Raw genomic sequence first — 15,508 nt, forward strand, 5'->3', positions numbered from 1 at the left:
ATAGTGTTTCGGTGGTCATAGCGTGAGGGAAACGCCCGGTTACATTCCGAACCCGGAAGCTAAGCCTTACAGCGCCGATGGTACTGCAGGGGGGACCCTGTGGGAGAGTAGGACGCCGCCGAACAATTCTTCTGAAGAACCCCCGTCCGGGAATCCCGGATGGGGGTTCTTTGCGTTTCCGGGCCCTGCGGCCCGCCACGGGAAGAGCGCCCGGAGCTACGCTCCCAGTAGCCGGCCTGGGCCACGACGAGCACGACGAGAGAGACGAGCCCCCACGTGCCAACCGCACCCGTGATCCGCAGCGACGTCCCCGGATCCTTCGCCTGGGGCGTGTTCCACGAGCGCCACCCGAAGCTGGTCCGGCAGGTGCTCGACGCGCTGCCGTACGGTCCCGCGGAGCGGGCGGAGGTGGAGCGGCTGCTGGTGGAGAGCACCACCGGCGTCCTCGAACCACTGCCGGAGAACTCCCATGACCAGGCTCAGTGGCTGGGGTGGGGAGAGGGCCTGTGGGGACGGCCCTGGGGCGAGGCGCCGTTCCTGTGGGCGGAGAGCTACTTCTACCGCAGACTGCTGGACGCCATCGGGTATTTCCGGCCCGGTGCCTGGCAGGGGATCGACCCCTTCGCACCGTTCAAGAGTGCCGAGTTGGCCGGGCCGGCGGTGGACGACGAGTTGGCCGCTCTGGGCAAGCTCGACGGCCTGCCCGCCGGTCGGCGAGCGGAGGCGCTGCTGTCGTCGGCCCTCTGGGGCAACCGTGCGGACCTCAGCTTCCAGATCACTGCGGAGGCTGACGGATCGACGGTGTCCGATCTGGTCGCTGACGAGAGCGCGCTGTTCTGGGCCGAGCTGGAACGGAGCGAGGGCGGGCGGGTCTGTGTCGTCGCGGACAACGCCGGCCGGGAGCTTTTGCCGGACCTGGTGCTGATCGACCACCTCCTGAGCGGCGGCCTGGCGGCGCAGGTGGTCCTGTACGTGAAGCCCCAGCCGTACTTCGTTTCTGACGCGACGATGGCGGATGTCCTGGCGTCGGTCGAGCGCCTCCGCTGTGCGACCTCGGCGGCTGCCGCGGCGGTGGGCGGTCGGCTGTGGCAGGCGATGAACGGCGGCGCGCTCGTGGTCCGGACGCACCCGTTCTTCTGCGCGCCACTGCCGTATGACGAGATGCCTGTCGACCTGCGGGCCGAGTTCACGGGTGCCGGGATGACGGTACTCAAAGGAGATCTCAACTACCGTCGCCTGGTGGGTGACCGGCTCTGGCCGCCGACGACTCCCTTCGCCGAGAGGGTCAGTTATTTCCCTACGCCTGTTGCGGCCCTGCGGACGCTGAAGTCGGACGTGATCGTCGGTGTCGATGCGGCCACCGTCGCCCGGCTCGACGGCTCGGGTACGGCGTGGCGGACCAGTGGCCGGCACGCCGTCGTGCAGGTCGGGCTTCGTTAGCCGCCCGCGCGTTGGGTTCCAACGAGCGGGCGGTGAGTCAGGTGAGGTGGTCGAACTCGCCCGCCTTGGCACCGAGGAGGAAGGCGCGGAGCCTGGTGGTCGAGGTGGTGAGGACGACGGAGGGGTCATCGGATTCGCGAACGTGGCGAAGATCCCCCTGACCGAGGGCTAGTTCTACACAGTGGCTGCCATCGTCCGTGTCGCTGAACGATGACTTTTGCCAATGGAGTTCGGACATCGGATGCCTTTCAAGCTGGCAACAAGTAGAGAAGATGTCGAATGAGTCCCCACGAGTCGCGCGAGGAAGCGTGCTCACGGGAGACCTCAACTACTGTCGGCGGGATGGTCAGTTACTTCCCTACACCTGTTGTGGCTCTGCGGACGCTGAAGTCGGACGTGATCGTCGGTGTGTGGATGCGGCCGAAGCCGTCGCCCGGCTCGACGGCTAGGGCAGGACATGGCGGACCAGCGGCCGGCACGCCGTCGTGCAGGTCGGACTTCGTTAGCCGCCCGCGCGTTGGGTTCCAACGAGCGGGCGGGTAGCAGGGGTTGGTTCAGGTGAGGTGGTCGAACTCGCCTGCCTTGGCGCCGAGGAGGAAGGCTCGGAGCCTGGTGGCCGAGGTGGTGATGGTGACGGAGGGGTCATCGGATTCGCGAAGGTGACGAAGAGCCCCGTTGCCTCGTGCGAGTTCGAGGCAGTTGTCGGCGCCTTCCGCATCGCTGTACGACGCCTTCTGCCAGAAGGTGTTGGACATCATGTGCCTTTCACGACTGAAGCAGATAGAGACGATGATGCAGGAGTCCCCACGAGTCGCGGTTAGGGAGTCCACGCAACGCCGTTTCCCAGTCTGCAACCGGCAGGGCATGTTCGCCACTGCCGTATGAGGACATGCCTGTCGACCTGCGGGCCGAGTTCACGGGTGCCGGGATGACGGTACTCAAGGGAAACCTCAACTACCGTCGCCTGGTGGGTGACCGGCTCTGGCCGCCGGTGATTCTCTTCGGCGGGATGGTCGGCTACCTTTCGTCGCCTGTTGTGGCTCTGCGGACGTTGAAGTCGGATGTGATCGTCGGTGTGGATGCGGCCACTGTCGCCTGGCTCGACGGCTCGGGGACGGCGTGGCGGATCAGTGGCCGGCATGCCGTCGTGTAGGTCGGATTTCGTGGGTTGCCCGCTCGTTGGGGTGCAACGAGCGGGCGGTGAGTCAGGTGAGGTGGTCGAACTCGCCCGCCTTGGCGCTGAGGAGGAAGGCTCGGAGCTTGGCGGTCGAGGTGGAGATGGTGACGGAGGGGTCATCGGATTCGCGAAGGTGGCGGACGTCCGCGGCTCCAGCTGCGAGTTCAACGCAGCTACTGCCCTCGTGCGAGCCGCTGAACGATGACTTTTGCCAATGGAGTTCGGACATTGGATGCCTTTCAAGCTTGCAACAGTAGAGAAGATGTCGAATGAGTCCCCACGAGTCGCGCGAGGAAGCGTGCCTCAAGGGAGACCTCAACTACCGTCGGCGGGATGGTTGGCTACCTTTCGTCGCCTGTTGTGGCTCTGCGGACGTTGAAGTCGGACGTGATCGTCGGTGTGGATGTGGCCACCGTGGCTCAGCTTGACGGCTCGGGGACGGCGTGGCGGATCAGTGGCCGACATGCCGTCGTGTAGGTCGGACTTCGTGGGTTGCCCGCTCGTTGGGGTGCAACGAGCGGGCGGTGAGTCAGGTGAGGTGGTCGAACTCGCCCGCCTTGGCACCGAGGAGGAAGGCTCGGAGCTTGGTGGCTGAGGTGGTGATGATGGTCTCGGGGGCAGCAGATTCGCGGAGGTGGCGGAGGTCGTCGGTGCCAGTTGCCAGCTCAAGGCAGTTATTGGCTCCTTCGGCGTTGCTGTACGACGACTTCTGCCAGAAGGTGTTGGACATCATGCGCCTTTCACGACTGAAGCAGATAGAGAAGATGATGCAGGAGCCCCCACGAGTCGCGGTTGGGGAGTCCACGCAACGCCGTTTCCCGGTCTGCAACCGATAGGGAATGTGCGCTGAGCTGTTGGAACATCTGGCTGTAGGCCGTCAGCTCAGTCTGATCACCAATGTGCTCCGCTTGCTTCGGGCCGTCCAGGATGACGGTCGCAAGTTCAGGACATCCTGGGTCACAGAGCATGAACGAGGCGGAGAAGGGTGCACGCTTCGGTGCGGCGAACGGCATGACCTGGAGGTCCACGTTGGGAAGCTCTGCGATCTCCATCAGGTGAATCAGCTGGGCTCGCATGACCTCGTCTCCTGCGAATCGCATGCGCAGTGCCGCCTCATGGATGACAAAACGGAACTGCCGCTGTTTCTCGTCGGTCAGGATCCGTTGCCGTTCCATGCGGAACTCGATCTGTCGTGCGGTGTCCCACCTGCCGGTGCCGTCGGCGTAGACCGCTTCGGTGTAGGCAGGGAGCTGAAGGATGCCGGGGATGTGAAGCGTCTCGTAGTTGTCGAGTCGCATCGCGCGGTCTTCGGACTCTGCCAGGTCGAGGGCCAGGGTTGGTACTTGACCCTTGAAACTGGTCCACCAGCCTTTCCCGTCGCTGGTGCCGAGTTCGTGCAGGAGAGCGACATAGGTCTCATCCGTGCACCCATAGCCTCCGAGCAAGACCGAGAGCCGCTCCGGGTCGAGCGCTGTTCGGGCTGCCTCGATGTGGCTGAGCTGAGGGCCCGCCATGCCGACGAGGGCGCCGGCGTCCTTGACCGCCAGGCCTGCTGCCTCGCGCAACCTCCTCAGCTCAGCGCCGAACCGCCGCTGCCGCTCGCTGATTTGGGTCCTGAGTGCCAAGGGGAGTTCCTTCCGTTTCGGGCCAGTCTCCGCCCACACGAGTGAGATTAGCCAAGCTGGGCGAGGCATCTCGGCGATCTGGTTGCACGCGTAACACCTATCGCCCTACTCTCAGTGTTGCATCGATCACATGACGGAGTGTCTGCTTCGTCGATTCCCCTCCTCCTCCCCTGGGGTCTCTCATGCGTGCCTGCAACCCTCCCGACTGGTCCGCCGCTCGTGCCGAGCTCTCCGACCTCCTCACCTCCGCGGGGTGGCGCCCCTCCGTCATCTCCGACGCCGAACTCGCCCTGCACGAAGTCTTCGTCAACGCCTGGAGGCACGGGGACACCCTTGCGCCCCTGGTCGTCGTCGCCCTCGCCGGCCGCCGTCTCCGGGTCTCGGTCGCCGACAACAGCCCCGTCCTCCCCGACATCGGCCTCCCCGCAGACCTGCTCGCCGTCTCCGGCCGGGGCCTCTACCTCGTCCGCGCCCTCACCCACCGCCTCGGCGCCGAGCCCCGGAAGCAGGGCAAGGTCGTCTGGTTCGAGCTGATGAAGGAAGCCGCCGCATGAAGCGTCAGCCGATGAAGCCCTCCGACCCGCGGATCCGCTCCTACACCGAGATGGACGTCCTCGCCCTCGTCGGTGAACTCCACGAGCGCGGCCGAAAGTTCGGCCTCCTCTTCCCCTACGCCTGCACGGACAGGACCCGCGACGGCCGCGTCCTCGTCCGCTTCGCCAACGCGCCGGTCTCCACCCTCCTGAACCTCCTCACCCTCCTCCTCGACGCCGACCGCGAGCGCTCGTGCGGTTCCTGATCGCCGCCGCCTTCCTCACCCTCCTCGCCCTCGCGTTCGCCACCGTCGCCCTGGGCGTCATCGCCACCCTCAACCTTGCAAAGTCCGACACGGAGGAGTTCTGACGTGAGCGTCCCCGACCCGGTCACCATCCCCAGCCCGGCCACCGACCCCGACGTCGTCAACGCCCTCGCCGCGTCCAACTACGCGGTCGCCGCCGCTTTCAACGCGCTCGCCGGTGTCTCCGTCGCCCCGACCGTCCCCGACGACTTCGACTGGCCCGGGCTGGAGACCTTCGTCCACCACCTGGGTTTCGCCGCCGACGACTCCGACACGGCCCTCAACCTCTACCGCCTGCTCTTTGCCGTCCAGCGCATCGCCTACCGCGAGGGAGCCGGCCGCAACTCCCCGTGGCTCGCCACCCGGCTCAACTCCCGCCCCCAGCCCTAGGCTCCGTCTTCAAACTCGCGCATGCGGGGCGTCGCGCCCCCAGCCTTCGGCCGGAGGCGCCCTGACCTCCGCCTTGCGATGCGCGCACCCCAACGCCGCCCCGCCCGCTCTCCGGGCGGACGACGGGAATCTGAGGCCGGACCCTGGTCAGGCCTCCAGCCCGTCCGCTGCCGGGTACCCGGCAACCCGAGTGGCACGCAGCCCCGGCCGGAGCCCGGAAGCTCGCGCCCGTCGCCGGAATCACCCCGCCGCGACCGGGAGGCACGGTCGAACTGCTCTCCGCCGTTGACGCGGTGGGGGAGAAGAGGGGAGAGCCGTGTCGGACCAGGGCCAGGGCTCAACAGGACGACCTCCGCCGGTTCGGCAAAGAACCGGATCCCTTCTGCATCCCGTTCGGCAAAGACGCCGGAACGCCAGGCACACCCGCCTTACGGTGATGCCGTGAGCAACGATCCGGACGTTCCCGTTCTGCCCGTCGAGGCCTTCGAGCCCCCCTACTACGCGGCCGTCTTCACCACCGTGCGTACCCAGGAGCAGAGCGGCTACAGCGAGACCAACGAGCGCATGGAAGACCTGGTGAGGGACATCCCGGGCTATCTGGGGATGGACCACGCGCAGACACCCGGCGGGCTGTCCATCACCGTCGGGTACTTCCGTGACGCCGACGCCCTCACCGAGTGGCGGACCAACGCGGAGCACCGCGCGGCCCAGAAGCGCGGGCGGGCCGAGTGGTACGAGCGCTACACGCTGCACGTGGCGAAGGTGGAGCGGAGCCACGGGTTCGTACGGGAGTAGCCCCTCAGCGCCCAGCCGGAGCGAGAAGTCGGCCCGGCCGACTTCTCGCGCTCCGGCGTCGCTCAGGCCTCCGGCGCGAGCGGGGTCAGCGGCAGCGCGACCCGGCTCTCCCAGGCCTGCTCCAGCGCCTGGGTGAACGTCTCCGCGGGCTGAGCGCCCGAGACGCCCAGCCGCCGGTCCAGGACGAAGAACGGCACGCCCGTCGCCCCCATGGCGCTCGCCGTGGTCTCGTCCTCGCGCACCGCCTCCGCGTACGCCTCCGGGTCGGCCAGGACGGCCGCGGCCGCCTCGCCGTCCAGCCCGGCCCCGACTGCCAGCTCGACCAGGCGGCCCGTCTCGAAGGCTGACCGCTCCTCGGCGAAGTTCGCCCGGTACAGCGCGTCCAGCAGCTGCCCCTGCCGGCCGTGCTCCTTGGCGAAGTGCAGCAGGCGGTGCATGTCGAAGGAGTTCGCCGCGTCGCGCCCCTCGCGCAGGTACGGCAGGCCCTCGGCGTGGGCGTTCTCGGAGATCCGGGCCTCCGCCGCCTCGGCCTGCTCCAGGCTCATCCCGTACTTGGCGGCGAGCAGCGGCACGACCGGCCGGGCCTCGTGCGGCGCCCGCGGGTCCAGCTCGAAGGAGCGGTGGACGACCTCCACCTCCTCGCGGTGCGGGAACGCGGCCAGGGCCTGCTCGAACCGGGCCTTGCCGATGTAGCACCACGGACAGTTGATGTCGCTCCAGACCTCCACGCGCACGGCGCCGCACTCCTTCCAGGCTCGCGCGGACCTCCCGCGCGGACGCCTACCGGAACGCCGGCGCCGACCTGGATATTTCTCACCCTGAAACATCCGGGCGCGAGGTGCGGGCGGGGCGGGCGGCGACCGCGGCCGGGCTGCGCAGCCTTCCTCAGAACGGCGAGAAGAGCCCCGAACCGGGGCCGCTCCGCGCAGCCTCCCACTCCGCGCGTTCGGCGGACACCGGAGGCAGGGCCGCGATGGCCTCGGCGAAGCGGCCCTGCCTGATCAGGAGGTCGGCGAGGTCCTGGTAGGCCCGGTGGCCGGCGGACGACCGGAGCAGCCCGACGGCTTCGTCCACCCGGCCGGCCTGCTCCAGCAGCCGTGCCAGCGAGGCGTCCCACGCGTCGGGTTCCCGCTCGTTCAGGGCCTTCGCCTCGGCGATGCCCTCGTCGTGGCGGCCCGCTTCCCCGAGCAGGTAGAGCCGCTGGTGGCTCAGCTCGTCGGGGTGATCGTCGAAGTAGGCGTTGCCGAGGCCGTCCAGGAGCTCCAGCGCCTGTTCCGGGCGGCCGTCCCTGACCAGCAGATCGGTTGCCTCGTAGAGGAGGCCCACGTCGTCGTCGTGCTGGTACGCGGGCCGGCCAGCCTCGACGGCCTCGTCGATGCGCCCCTGGCGGGCCAGGAGACGCATGAGGAGCCGGCGGTGGCGCCCGGAGTCCGGTTCGACGGCCGCCCGCAGCACGGCCTCGGCCTCCTCGGTCCGCCCCAGCTCCTCCAGCTCGCTCACGAAGTGGCGCAGGGCGACGCCCTTGTACTCGCCGGTGGCGAGCTCGCGCAGCTGATCGATCCGGCCCTGGCGGGCGAGGAGTTCCGCGTACGGTGCGGCCGTGCCCGGGACCACCGGCACGTCCGCGCCCAGGGTCCGGATCGCCTCGTCCACCCGGTCCATGCGTTCCAGGACCCGGGCGTACAGGACCGGGGCCTCCTGCGGTTCGTGCCGGGGCGGGCACCCGCACGGCTCACCGCTCACCGGGCAGCGGTCGACTGTCGTGCCGCGCCTGGCCTGCTCGGCGAGCGGGGCCAGCAGTTCCAGCACCCGTTCGTCCCGTTCCCGCCCCTCGGTCACCTCGACCAGTCTCCGCAGAACCCAGAACTCCCCGAGGTGGGGCGTGAGCACCTCGACGGCCTCGTCCGTCCGGCCGGCCTTCACCAGCAGGTCGGCGAACCACCAGCTTTGGTGCGCCGACTCCAGCCCGGCCGCGTCCGGACGCACCAGGGCCAGCCCCTCCTCGATCCGGCCCTGCCGGATCATGACCTCGGCGGACTCCCGCACGGCGTGCCACCAGCCGACCGCGACGAACGGCTCCAGGACCGTCAGGGCCCGTTCGAACTCGCCTGCCGCGCACAGCTCGTGCACCGCCGCCTCGGCGCAGAACCACTCGCCGCGCTCCTCGGCGGCTCGGATCAGCAGCTCCGACTGGCCCTGTTCCAGTAGGGACTGCACCATGCGAGGGCTGATTCCACGGTAGTACTGGAGCTGCCACGAGAGGTCGTCGGGATCCATGAGGGCAGGCTAGGCGGCGGCAGGGACGGGGAGCAGACCAACCCGGTCACCCTCTGGATGGAAACATCCAGGAGAGTAGCGTTCTGCCTCAGCGCCGCTCCCGCGCCTCGCGCTGGGCGGACACCGTGGGGATGGCGGCGACGGCCTCGGCGTAGCGGCCGTGCCTGCTGAGGATCACGGCAATCTCCTGGTGGGCCCCGTGCTCGGTGGACGACCGGAGCAGGTCGAGGGCCTCGTCCGTCCGGCCGTCCAGATCCAGCAGCCAGGCCAGCGTGGTGTCCCACTGGCCGGGCTCCCGCACGCTCAGGGCCCGCACCTCCGTGACGCCCTCGGCATGGCGCCCGGCCTTCGCGAGCAGGCGCAGCCGGGTGTGGCGCAGCACATCGGCATGCGCGTCGGCGTACGCGGCGCCGAGGCCGTTCAGGAGCTCCAGCGCCCGTTCCGGGCGGCCCGCCTTGATCAGCAGGTCGATCGCCTCGTGGAGGAGGTTCCCTCCGTCGTCCTCGTACGCGGGCCGTCCGGCCTCGACGGCCTCGTCGAGGCGTCCCTGGCGGGCCAGGAAGGCCATGAGGCGCCGACGGGCGGACGGGCCGCCCGCTTCGAGGGACGCGTGCAGGACGGCTTCGGCCTCCCGGACCCGCCCCTGCTCCTCCAGCACCTCCGCGCACCGGTCGCGGGCGACGTCCGCGTGCTCGCCGGCGGCCAGCTCGCGCAGCTGGTCGATCCGGCCCTGGCCGGCGAGGAGATCCGCGTACAGCCAGGCGATGTGCGGGACGACGGGCAGGACCGGGCCCAGCAGGCGGATCGCCTCGTCCGCCCGGCCCATGCGCTCCAGGACCCGGCCGTACAGCACCAGTACCGCCGACGGCTGGTGCAGGCACTCGCGCTGACCCCCGGCCGCGGAGCACCGGCAGTCCGCCGTGCCGCCCCGGGCGCGCTCGGCGCACGGGGTGAGCAACTCCAGGACGCGCGCGTCACGGTGCCGCCCCCTGGTCAGATCGAGCAGTGACTCCAGGATCCAGGGCTCCCCGAGATGGGGCGTGAGCACCTCGATGGCCTCGTCCACCCGCCCGGCCTCCACCAGCGCCTCGGCGAACCAGCGGCAGTCGTGCGCCGACTCCAGCCCGGCCGCGTCCGGACGCACCAGGGCCAGTCCCTCCTCGATCCGGCCCTGCCGGATCATGATCGTGGCGGACTCCCGCACGGCGAACGGCCAGCCGACCGCGACGAACGGGTCCAGGACCGTCAGGGCCCGTTCGAACTCGCCTGCCGCGCACAGCTCACTGACCGCCACCTCGGCGCAGAACCACTCACCGCGGTCCCGGGCGGTCTCGATCAGCAGTTCCAACTGCCCCTGTCGGGCCAGGTGTTCCGCCATGGAGCCGTCTATTCCGCCGTCGAACTGCCGCTGCCAGGCGAGATCGTCAAGATTCACCAGGGCAGGCTATGCGACGGTGCCGACGACCCGCCCGGAGATTTCCGGCGGATGTCCGAACCTCCGTGCCGGACGCCAACCCTGGAGCCCCCGTTCGAGCAGCCCACCCCGAGCCCGCGAGTCCGCGGGCCCGCGAGTCCCCGAGCGCCCGAGCACCCCATGAGCCGGGCCGACGGCAGTGCCGGGCATGGTGCCGGGCAGATCACGCCCCGGGTGACCGGTCTTCCGCCGTCGGGTCCCAGAGCCCGGCGGCCTCGCCGCGCGCCAGGTGGTCGGCGTAGACCGAGGCCTTCCAGGCGATGAGCGAGCGGCACTCCTCCAACTCCCGGATCCGCTCGTCGACGCGCCGCTGGTGGGCGTCCAGCAGCCGCAGCCTTTCGGCCTCGTTGCCCGGCCCCTGCCGGACCAGTTCGGCGAAGCGGCGCAGGTCGGCGAGCGGCATGCCCGACTCGCGCAGCCTGACGCAGATCTCCAGCCACCGCACGTCGAGCACGGCGTACCGCCGGCGTCCGCCCGCCGTGCGCCGCACCGGGCCGACCAGCAGCCCCTCGCGCTCGTAGAAGCGCAGGGCGTGCACGCTGAGCCCGGTGCGCCCGGCCACCTCGCCGATGGTGAGTTCCGTCGTGCCGTCCATGCCGTCCATGGCGTCAGAGCATAGGAGCGGGACTTGATCTAGACCGCGCTCTACTTCCTACCGTCCTCGTCATGACCACCAACACCACCACCGGCACAGTCGGTTCGCCCTTCTCGGCCGTCAGCACCGCCGAGGACGTCCTGGCGGGCCTCGACCTCTCCGGCCGCACCGCCGTCGTGACCGGCGGCTACTCCGGCCTCGGACTGGCGACCACCCGGGCGCTGACCGCCGCCGGGGCCCGGGTGATCGTCCCGGCCCGCCGCCCTGACGTCGCCCGCGGGGTACTCGGCGGCACCGGCAGCCGGGTCGTCCCGATGGACCTCGCCGACCCCGCGAGCGTCCGCGCCGCCGCCGGGCTGATCCGCGAGGCTACGGACCGGCTCGACCTGCTGCTGGCCGTCGCCGGCGTCATGGCCACGCCCGAGCGGCGCGTCGGGCCGGGCTGGGAGGGGCAGTTCGCCGCCAACCACCTCGGGCACTTCCTCCTCGCCTGCGAGCTGTACCCGCTGCTGGCCGCCGCCCCCGACGGCGCGCGCGTCGTCGTCAACAGCTCGGCCGGGCACGCCCTGACCGACATCCGCCGGCACGATCCGCACTTCCGTACCGGCTACGACAAGTGGCTGGCGTACGGCCAGTCCAAGACCGCCAACGCCCTGTTCGCCGTGCACCTCGACGCGCTCGGCCGGGCGGACGGCGTCCGGGCGTTCGCGCTCCACCCGGGAAAGATCCTCACCGGGCTCCAGCGGGAGATGACCCGGCAGGAGCAGGTGGACCGCGGCTGGGTGGACGCGCGGGGCAGGGTGATCGGCGCGGGCTTCAAGACCCCCTCCCAGGGCGCGGCCACCGGCCTGTGGGCGGCGACCTCGCCGCTGCTCGACGGCCGCGGCGGCCTGTACCTGGAGGACTGCGAGGTCGCCCGGGTCTGCGGCCCGGACACCCCGATGGACGACGGTGGCGTCCGCCCGTACGCCGTCGACCCCGACGCGGCCGCCCGGCTCTGGGAGCTCTCCCTCGCGGCGACCGGCGCCCCGCCGATCACCCGCTGAGCCGCCGCTACAGGCAGATCCAGCAGTACAGCCGCTCCCCGGCTGCCCGGGCCCGCCTGGCGAGGGCGATCAACTCCTCGGCGAGCGGCAGCAGATCGGACGGGTCGGCGCCGTCCCACTCCTCCGCCTCGGCCCAGCGTCCGACCGCCTCCGGCACCCGCTCGTCGGGTATCGCGGCCAGCGCGTCCCGGGCGGCGGCGCCCAGCTCGGTGACCCACGGGCCGGTCGCCCACGGGTCGTCCTCGTCCGCGGGCCCGGACGGGCCGGGCGCCGGCGTGGCGGGCCAGACCGCCGTCTCCGTCACCAGGCCGGTCCGCCACGGCTCGCCGAGGACGACGGCCACCAGCTGGCCGAGCACGACGTCCGGATCGACGCCCTTGGCCTCCACCCCGTCGAAGGAGCCCTCGCCGCCGAGCGGCGGCAGCCCGCCCTCCGTGAGCTCCAGCGCCCGTACGACCGTTGCCGCGTCGGCCGCCCGGAAGTAGTCGGTCAGCACACCCATCGCAGCCACCCTTCGTCCGTGCGCGACGTCGAAGGCCAGTGAAGCACCCGGCACTGACAGCGGAGCAGGAAGCCGGCCCGGCCGACCTCCTGCCCCACGCCGCCGACTTCCCGGTCAGCAGGAGATGTTGCCGCCGCCGACGTTCGTCTGGAGGACGCCGACGAACTTCCTGAACAGGTTGATCCGGTCGTCGCGCTGGCCCGGGTTCCTGCCGTCGCACTCCAGCGCGCCGTTGATGCTGCGGATGGTCTCGCCGAAGCCCTTGTCGTTGACGATGGCGTCGTGGGAGGTCATCCGCCCGGCCCCGGTCTGGCTGTTCCAGAACCAGAGGCCGGTCTTCCAGGACACCGCCGGGTCCTTCTCGGCCTTGTACGGGTCGTGCAGCAGGTCGATGTGCAGGGCGTCGCCGGCCGCCTTGTAGTTGAAGTTCCAGCTCAGCTGGAGCGGGCCGCGCCCGTAGTACGCGGCCTGCCCGGCCGGACAGCCGTACGGCTGCGAAGTGTCGCAGTAGTGCGGGTAGTTGGCGGTGTTCTGCTCGACGACGTACCGCAGGCCGCCGGTCTCGTGGCTGACGTTGGCGAGGAAGGCCGCCGCCTCGCGCCTGCGGGTGGCGTCGTCGCCGGTGGTGGTGAACTTCGGGTAGGCGCTCAGGGCGTCGACCAGGCCCTTGTACGTGTAGAAGCCGTTCCGGCTCGGGAACATCTGGTTGAACTGGGCCTCGCTGACCACGAAGGAGCCGGCGGCCGAGGCCGGGGCGGTCGGGCCGGCGAGGGCGAGGGTGCTCAGAACGGCGGCGGAGGCCGCCAGGGACAGGGTGCGCGGGAGCTTCATCGATGTCCTCGATTCCGTTGGCGGGGTGGGCACTTCGCTCGCGAAGCGGTTCGGCCATGGTGGTGGGCGCCGGCTGCCGAGCTGAAGCCCTCGGAGGTCCAAACCACTCGTACGGGTCGTATCCGATCCAAGCGGTGGACGGGCCGCGCCGGGTTGATCATCGTGCTGCCGGTGGCACCGGATAGCCTCGTGCGGAACGGGGACGAGGCGGCGCGGGGCCACCGGGGGAGCAGGGACGATGAGCGGTCACACCGAAGACGAGGGCGACGAGCGGCTGGCGGCCGAGGGCGAGGTCGCGCTCGCCCGGCTGGCGATCGACTCCGGCGATCTGACGCACGCCGCCGACCACCTCGGCGACGCGATAATCGCCGACCCCCAGCTGCCCGAACTGCTCGAGGCGCTGGCCGAGTTGTGCGCGGCCGCGGGCGGCCCGGCGGCGGCCCGCGAACTGTTCCCGCTGGACGGCCAGGTGTACCTCGGCACGGCGGTCTGCCGGGCCCACGTGGAGGCCGCGGCGGGGGACTGGGACGCCGCCGTCGGGCTGCTCGCCTCCGCCATCCAGTACGAGCCGGACCGCCCCTGGGCGCACGCCGCCTGGCTCGCCCGCGAGGACCTGCCCGGCCTGGTCGACCCGGACGCCGTCGCCCAGGCGGTGGCCCGGGCCACCGGTGCGCTGTCCGACCCGCTCCCGGCCGAACCGGCCGAAGCCGTACGGCCGTTCCACGACTTCGTGCAGGCCGTGCTGGCCCGCCACGGCGACCACGTGCTGCTGCTCGCGATGGCCTCCGGCCTGACCCGCCGGCTCGGCGACACCGCCCGTGCCGTCGAACTCGCCCAGCGGGCCCACCGGTCGGCCCCCGGTTACCTGCCCGCCGTGATGCTCGGCAACGCCCTGCGCGCGGACGGCCGGCCGGAGCAGGCGCTCGCCGTCTGGGAGGCCGAGCTGGCGCGGGTCGCACCGGCGGGGGACGACCCCAGCAGCTACCTCGCCGTGGACGTCGCCGAGCTGTACGGCACCCTCGGCCGCCCCGTCGAAGGCCTGGCCTGGCTGGACCGGGTGCTCGCCGCCGAACCCGGCCACCCCAAGGCGGGCCCGGCCAGGTACGGGCTGCTGCACGCCCTCGACGGCGACCCGGCCCACCTGCTCGGCCTGGCCGACCACCACCGCGCCCACCCCGAGCACGAGTACGCCCAGGAGCTGCTGGAGCGGCTGAGCAGCCGGGAGCCCTGGCTCGGCCTGGTCTCCGGCGCCACCGAGGCGACCGTCAACGTGCTGCACCAGGTGCTCGCCGCCTCCGACACCACCCGCGACACCGAGGTCGAGTGCACGGCCTCAACCCTGGAGCCGCCCAGCTCGGTGCTGGCCGTCCGGCTCGCGCTGCCGCGTTCCACCGTCGGCTACCAGGCCGTCGGCGAGCCCGACCCCCGGCTGCCGCTGACCGGACCCACCACCCGGATCTGGGTCTGGGACGGCACCAGCCCGCGCCCGGCGGTCGCCCCGCCCGCGCCGCAGAGCGCCGAACTCGTCCGCTCCACCGCCGAGATCTTCTGGCCGACCGTCCCCGCCGCCTACGACCACGCCGTCCGGCTCGCCGGACTGCCGCTGGACGACCTGCTCGGCGTCCTCGTCCACCCGCCGATGCCGCGCGAGGACGAACTCGGCCGGGCCCTGCTGGCCCACCAGCCCGAGCTGTGGGTGCGCGCCGTCCAGGTCTTCGCCTGCCTCGGCATCGCCCACCACCGCACCGACCAGCCCTGGGAGGGCTCCGAGCGCCGGCGGGTGCTGCGCGACCTGCTGCTCGGACCGGAGGACTGGGTGGTCGAGGCGGCCGGCTTCGCGCTGGTCGCGATCGGCTGGACGCAGCCGCAGACCCGAGCCGACGTCGCCGCCCTGCTCCAGCAGCGGCTGCACCACGCCGCCAGGGCCCGGCGCACCCGGGTGGTGACGATCCTCCGCTCGCTGGCCGCGCTGGTGCTCGTCGCGCCCTGGACGTCCGACGAGGACCGCGAACTCGCCCGGCACCTGACGGCCAGGGAGGACGCCGCCGACGCGGAGGCGGCGCAGCAGGAGGACCAGGAACCGGAGCGGGACCAGGAGCAGCCGGAGGCGGACGAGCCGGACGAGCCGGACGCCCCGAAGCCGGAGGAGCCCCGCCCCGGTCGGCTGCGGCGCCTCTTCGGCAGGCGCTGAGGCACTGCGGCGCGGGATGCCGAGGCCGCTCCTACCCCACCCCGGGCAGCGGTTCCTGGTCGACGTCGAAGCGCGCGACCCGCTCCGCCGGGTCCCGGCACTCGGGACCCAGCCGCAGCATCCGGGACTCCGGGTCGTGCAGCGGCCGGTGGCAGCGGCGGCAGGTCACCCGGGAGCGGATGGTCTGCGCGGTGTCCGTGCCGGGGAGCGGTTCGGGGCCGGTCGGGTCGGTCGAGCCGGTCGGGTTGGTCGGACTGGTCATGGGGAGACGGTAGCCGCCGGAGCCGTCAAGGCCCCGCCGGTGCGTGGAACGACGGCCCCGTCGTG

The 15,508-nt window shown here is 71.3% G+C and carries 19 protein-coding genes, 1 rRNA gene and 1 pseudogene; 9 read left to right on the forward strand and 12 right to left on the reverse strand.

Annotated features, from left to right (window positions below; genetic code table 11):
• The first annotated feature begins 7 nt into the window (after positions 1 to 7).
• Both rrf and BU198_RS32165 read left to right on the forward strand, forming a co-directional pair.
• Positions 8 to 124 (forward strand): 5S ribosomal RNA (gene rrf / locus BU198_RS32160).
• Between the two features lie 167 nt (positions 125 to 291).
• Positions 292 to 1,440 carry a damage-control phosphatase ARMT1 family protein gene (locus BU198_RS32165; protein WP_317620412.1) on the forward strand — a complete coding sequence of 383 codons (1,149 nt, stop codon included), beginning with the start codon at positions 292 to 294 and terminating at the stop codon, positions 1,438 to 1,440.
• Between the two features lie 37 nt (positions 1,441 to 1,477).
• Here BU198_RS32165 and BU198_RS32170 read toward each other — a convergent pair whose 3' ends face one another.
• Together BU198_RS32170 and BU198_RS32175 are read right to left on the reverse strand one after the other, a co-directional pair.
• Positions 1,478 to 1,678, reverse strand: coding sequence for a DUF397 domain-containing protein (locus BU198_RS32170; protein WP_188300373.1), 201 nt, complete (start codon positions 1,676 to 1,678; stop codon positions 1,478 to 1,480).
• A 316-nt stretch (positions 1,679 to 1,994) separates the two neighbouring features.
• Positions 1,995 to 2,198 (reverse strand): DUF397 domain-containing protein, encoded by a 204-nt coding sequence (locus BU198_RS32175; RefSeq protein WP_317620413.1) that lies wholly within the window; start codon positions 2,196 to 2,198, stop codon positions 1,995 to 1,997.
• A 98-nt stretch (positions 2,199 to 2,296) separates the two neighbouring features.
• Between BU198_RS32175 and BU198_RS32180 the strand changes: the two are divergent.
• Positions 2,297 to 2,593, forward strand: a pseudogene (locus BU198_RS32180) (ARMT1-like domain-containing protein); the annotation flags it as partial.
• A gap of 52 nt (positions 2,594 to 2,645) precedes the next feature.
• Here the strand turns inward: BU198_RS32180 and BU198_RS32185 are convergent.
• From BU198_RS32185 to BU198_RS32195, 3 genes are all read right to left on the reverse strand, one after another.
• The gene (locus tag BU198_RS32185) at positions 2,646 to 2,846 is read right to left on the reverse strand and encodes a DUF397 domain-containing protein (RefSeq protein WP_188300375.1); all 201 of its coding nucleotides are present in this window, start codon (positions 2,844 to 2,846) and stop codon (positions 2,646 to 2,648) included.
• A gap of 300 nt (positions 2,847 to 3,146) precedes the next feature.
• Entirely contained in the window at positions 3,147 to 3,350 is a 204-nt protein-coding gene (locus BU198_RS32190; protein WP_317620414.1) for a DUF397 domain-containing protein, read from the reverse strand.
• A gap of 7 nt (positions 3,351 to 3,357) precedes the next feature.
• Positions 3,358 to 4,242: a helix-turn-helix domain-containing protein gene (locus tag BU198_RS32195; RefSeq protein WP_188300376.1), complete on the reverse strand. Its 885-nt coding sequence runs from the start codon at positions 4,240 to 4,242 to the stop codon at positions 3,358 to 3,360.
• A 182-nt stretch (positions 4,243 to 4,424) separates the two neighbouring features.
• Between BU198_RS32195 and BU198_RS32200 the strand changes: the two genes are divergently transcribed.
• The 4 genes from BU198_RS32200 to BU198_RS32215 all read left to right on the forward strand — a co-directional run bounded on the left by BU198_RS32200 (position 4,425) and on the right by BU198_RS32215 (position 6,265).
• Positions 4,425 to 4,796, forward strand: coding sequence for an ATP-binding protein (locus tag BU198_RS32200; RefSeq protein ID WP_188300377.1), 372 nt, complete (start codon positions 4,425 to 4,427; stop codon positions 4,794 to 4,796).
• The gene (locus BU198_RS32205; protein ID WP_188300378.1) at positions 4,793 to 5,041 is read left to right on the forward strand and encodes a hypothetical protein; all 249 of its coding nucleotides are present in this window, start codon (positions 4,793 to 4,795) and stop codon (positions 5,039 to 5,041) included. The genes BU198_RS32200 and BU198_RS32205 overlap by 4 nt, the downstream gene beginning before the upstream one ends.
• A 105-nt stretch (positions 5,042 to 5,146) precedes the next feature.
• Entirely contained in the window at positions 5,147 to 5,470 is a 324-nt protein-coding gene (locus BU198_RS32210) for a hypothetical protein (RefSeq protein ID WP_188300379.1), read from the forward strand.
• A gap of 441 nt (positions 5,471 to 5,911) precedes the next feature.
• Positions 5,912 to 6,265, forward strand: a complete 354-nt coding sequence (locus tag BU198_RS32215) for an antibiotic biosynthesis monooxygenase family protein (protein WP_188300380.1) — start codon at positions 5,912 to 5,914, stop codon at positions 6,263 to 6,265.
• A 62-nt stretch (positions 6,266 to 6,327) separates the two neighbouring features.
• Here BU198_RS32215 and BU198_RS32220 read toward each other — a convergent pair whose 3' ends face one another.
• The 4 genes from BU198_RS32220 to BU198_RS32235 all read right to left on the reverse strand — a co-directional run bounded on the left by BU198_RS32220 (position 6,328) and on the right by BU198_RS32235 (position 10,620).
• Positions 6,328 to 6,999 carry a DsbA family oxidoreductase gene (locus BU198_RS32220; protein ID WP_188300381.1) on the reverse strand — a complete coding sequence of 224 codons (672 nt, stop codon included), beginning with the start codon at positions 6,997 to 6,999 and terminating at the stop codon, positions 6,328 to 6,330.
• A 151-nt stretch (positions 7,000 to 7,150) separates the two neighbouring features.
• Complete coding sequence (locus BU198_RS32225; RefSeq protein WP_188300382.1) at positions 7,151 to 8,542, reverse strand: tetratricopeptide repeat protein; 1,392 nt, start codon at positions 8,540 to 8,542, stop codon at positions 7,151 to 7,153.
• Positions 8,543 to 8,630: 88 nt separating this feature from the next.
• Positions 8,631 to 9,977 (reverse strand): tetratricopeptide repeat protein, encoded by a 1,347-nt coding sequence (locus BU198_RS44025; RefSeq protein WP_188300383.1) that lies wholly within the window; start codon positions 9,975 to 9,977, stop codon positions 8,631 to 8,633.
• Between the two features lie 202 nt (positions 9,978 to 10,179).
• The gene (locus BU198_RS32235; protein ID WP_411293258.1) at positions 10,180 to 10,620 is read right to left on the reverse strand and encodes a MerR family transcriptional regulator; all 441 of its coding nucleotides are present in this window, start codon (positions 10,618 to 10,620) and stop codon (positions 10,180 to 10,182) included.
• Positions 10,621 to 10,682: 62 nt separating this feature from the next.
• Here BU198_RS32235 and BU198_RS32240 point away from each other — a divergent pair, with 62 nt between their 5' ends.
• A complete protein-coding gene (locus tag BU198_RS32240; RefSeq protein WP_188300384.1) occupies positions 10,683 to 11,657 on the forward strand; it encodes an oxidoreductase in 975 nt (324 codons plus the stop codon).
• 7 nt (positions 11,658 to 11,664) lie between these two features.
• On the opposite strand, the gene BU198_RS32245 is transcribed toward BU198_RS32240, so the two are convergent.
• Both BU198_RS32245 and BU198_RS32250 read right to left on the reverse strand, forming a co-directional pair.
• On the reverse strand, positions 11,665 to 12,159 hold the full coding sequence (locus tag BU198_RS32245) for a hypothetical protein (RefSeq protein ID WP_188300385.1): 495 nt from the start codon (positions 12,157 to 12,159) through the stop codon (positions 11,665 to 11,667).
• A 114-nt stretch (positions 12,160 to 12,273) separates the two neighbouring features.
• Positions 12,274 to 12,990: a chitinase gene (locus BU198_RS32250; RefSeq protein WP_188300386.1), complete on the reverse strand. Its 717-nt coding sequence runs from the start codon at positions 12,988 to 12,990 to the stop codon at positions 12,274 to 12,276.
• A 238-nt stretch (positions 12,991 to 13,228) separates the two neighbouring features.
• Between BU198_RS32250 and BU198_RS32255 the strand changes: the two genes are divergently transcribed.
• On the forward strand, positions 13,229 to 15,181 hold the full coding sequence (locus tag BU198_RS32255) for a hypothetical protein (RefSeq protein WP_188300387.1): 1,953 nt from the start codon (positions 13,229 to 13,231) through the stop codon (positions 15,179 to 15,181).
• Between the two features lie 31 nt (positions 15,182 to 15,212).
• Here BU198_RS32255 and BU198_RS32260 read toward each other — a convergent pair whose 3' ends face one another.
• On the reverse strand, positions 15,213 to 15,443 hold the full coding sequence (locus BU198_RS32260) for a DUF6011 domain-containing protein (protein WP_188300388.1): 231 nt from the start codon (positions 15,441 to 15,443) through the stop codon (positions 15,213 to 15,215).
• Positions 15,444 to 15,508 lie beyond the last annotated feature (65 nt).

The organism is Streptomyces sp. CBMA156, assembly GCF_014596515.1.
Lineage (GTDB): Bacteria > Actinomycetota > Actinomycetes > Streptomycetales > Streptomycetaceae > Kitasatospora.

Coding starts and splice junctions, on each gene's coding strand:
- BU198_RS32170 (WP_188300373.1), bottom strand. CDS start 1,678: ATGTCCGAACTCCATTGGCAAAAGTCATCGTTCAGCGACACGGACGAT.
- BU198_RS32175 (WP_317620413.1), bottom strand. CDS start 2,198: ATGATGTCCAACACCTTCTGGCAGAAGGCGTCGTACAGCGATGCGGAA.
- BU198_RS32185 (WP_188300375.1), bottom strand. CDS start 2,846: ATGTCCGAACTCCATTGGCAAAAGTCATCGTTCAGCGGCTCGCACGAG.
- BU198_RS32190 (WP_317620414.1), bottom strand. CDS start 3,350: ATGATGTCCAACACCTTCTGGCAGAAGTCGTCGTACAGCAACGCCGAA.
- BU198_RS32200 (WP_188300377.1), top strand. CDS start 4,425: ATGCGTGCCTGCAACCCTCCCGACTGGTCCGCCGCTCGTGCCGAGCTC.
- BU198_RS32205 (WP_188300378.1), top strand. CDS start 4,793: ATGAAGCGTCAGCCGATGAAGCCCTCCGACCCGCGGATCCGCTCCTAC.
- BU198_RS32225 (WP_188300382.1), bottom strand. CDS start 8,542: ATGGATCCCGACGACCTCTCGTGGCAGCTCCAGTACTACCGTGGAATC.
- BU198_RS32235 (WP_411293258.1), bottom strand. CDS start 10,620: ATGGACGGCATGGACGGCACGACGGAACTCACCATCGGCGAGGTGGCC.
- BU198_RS32240 (WP_188300384.1), top strand. CDS start 10,683: ATGACCACCAACACCACCACCGGCACAGTCGGTTCGCCCTTCTCGGCC.
- BU198_RS32245 (WP_188300385.1), bottom strand. CDS start 12,159: ATGGGTGTGCTGACCGACTACTTCCGGGCGGCCGACGCGGCAACGGTC.
- BU198_RS32250 (WP_188300386.1), bottom strand. CDS start 12,990: ATGAAGCTCCCGCGCACCCTGTCCCTGGCGGCCTCCGCCGCCGTTCTG.
- BU198_RS32255 (WP_188300387.1), top strand. CDS start 13,229: ATGAGCGGTCACACCGAAGACGAGGGCGACGAGCGGCTGGCGGCCGAG.
- BU198_RS32260 (WP_188300388.1), bottom strand. CDS start 15,443: ATGACCAGTCCGACCAACCCGACCGGCTCGACCGACCCGACCGGCCCC.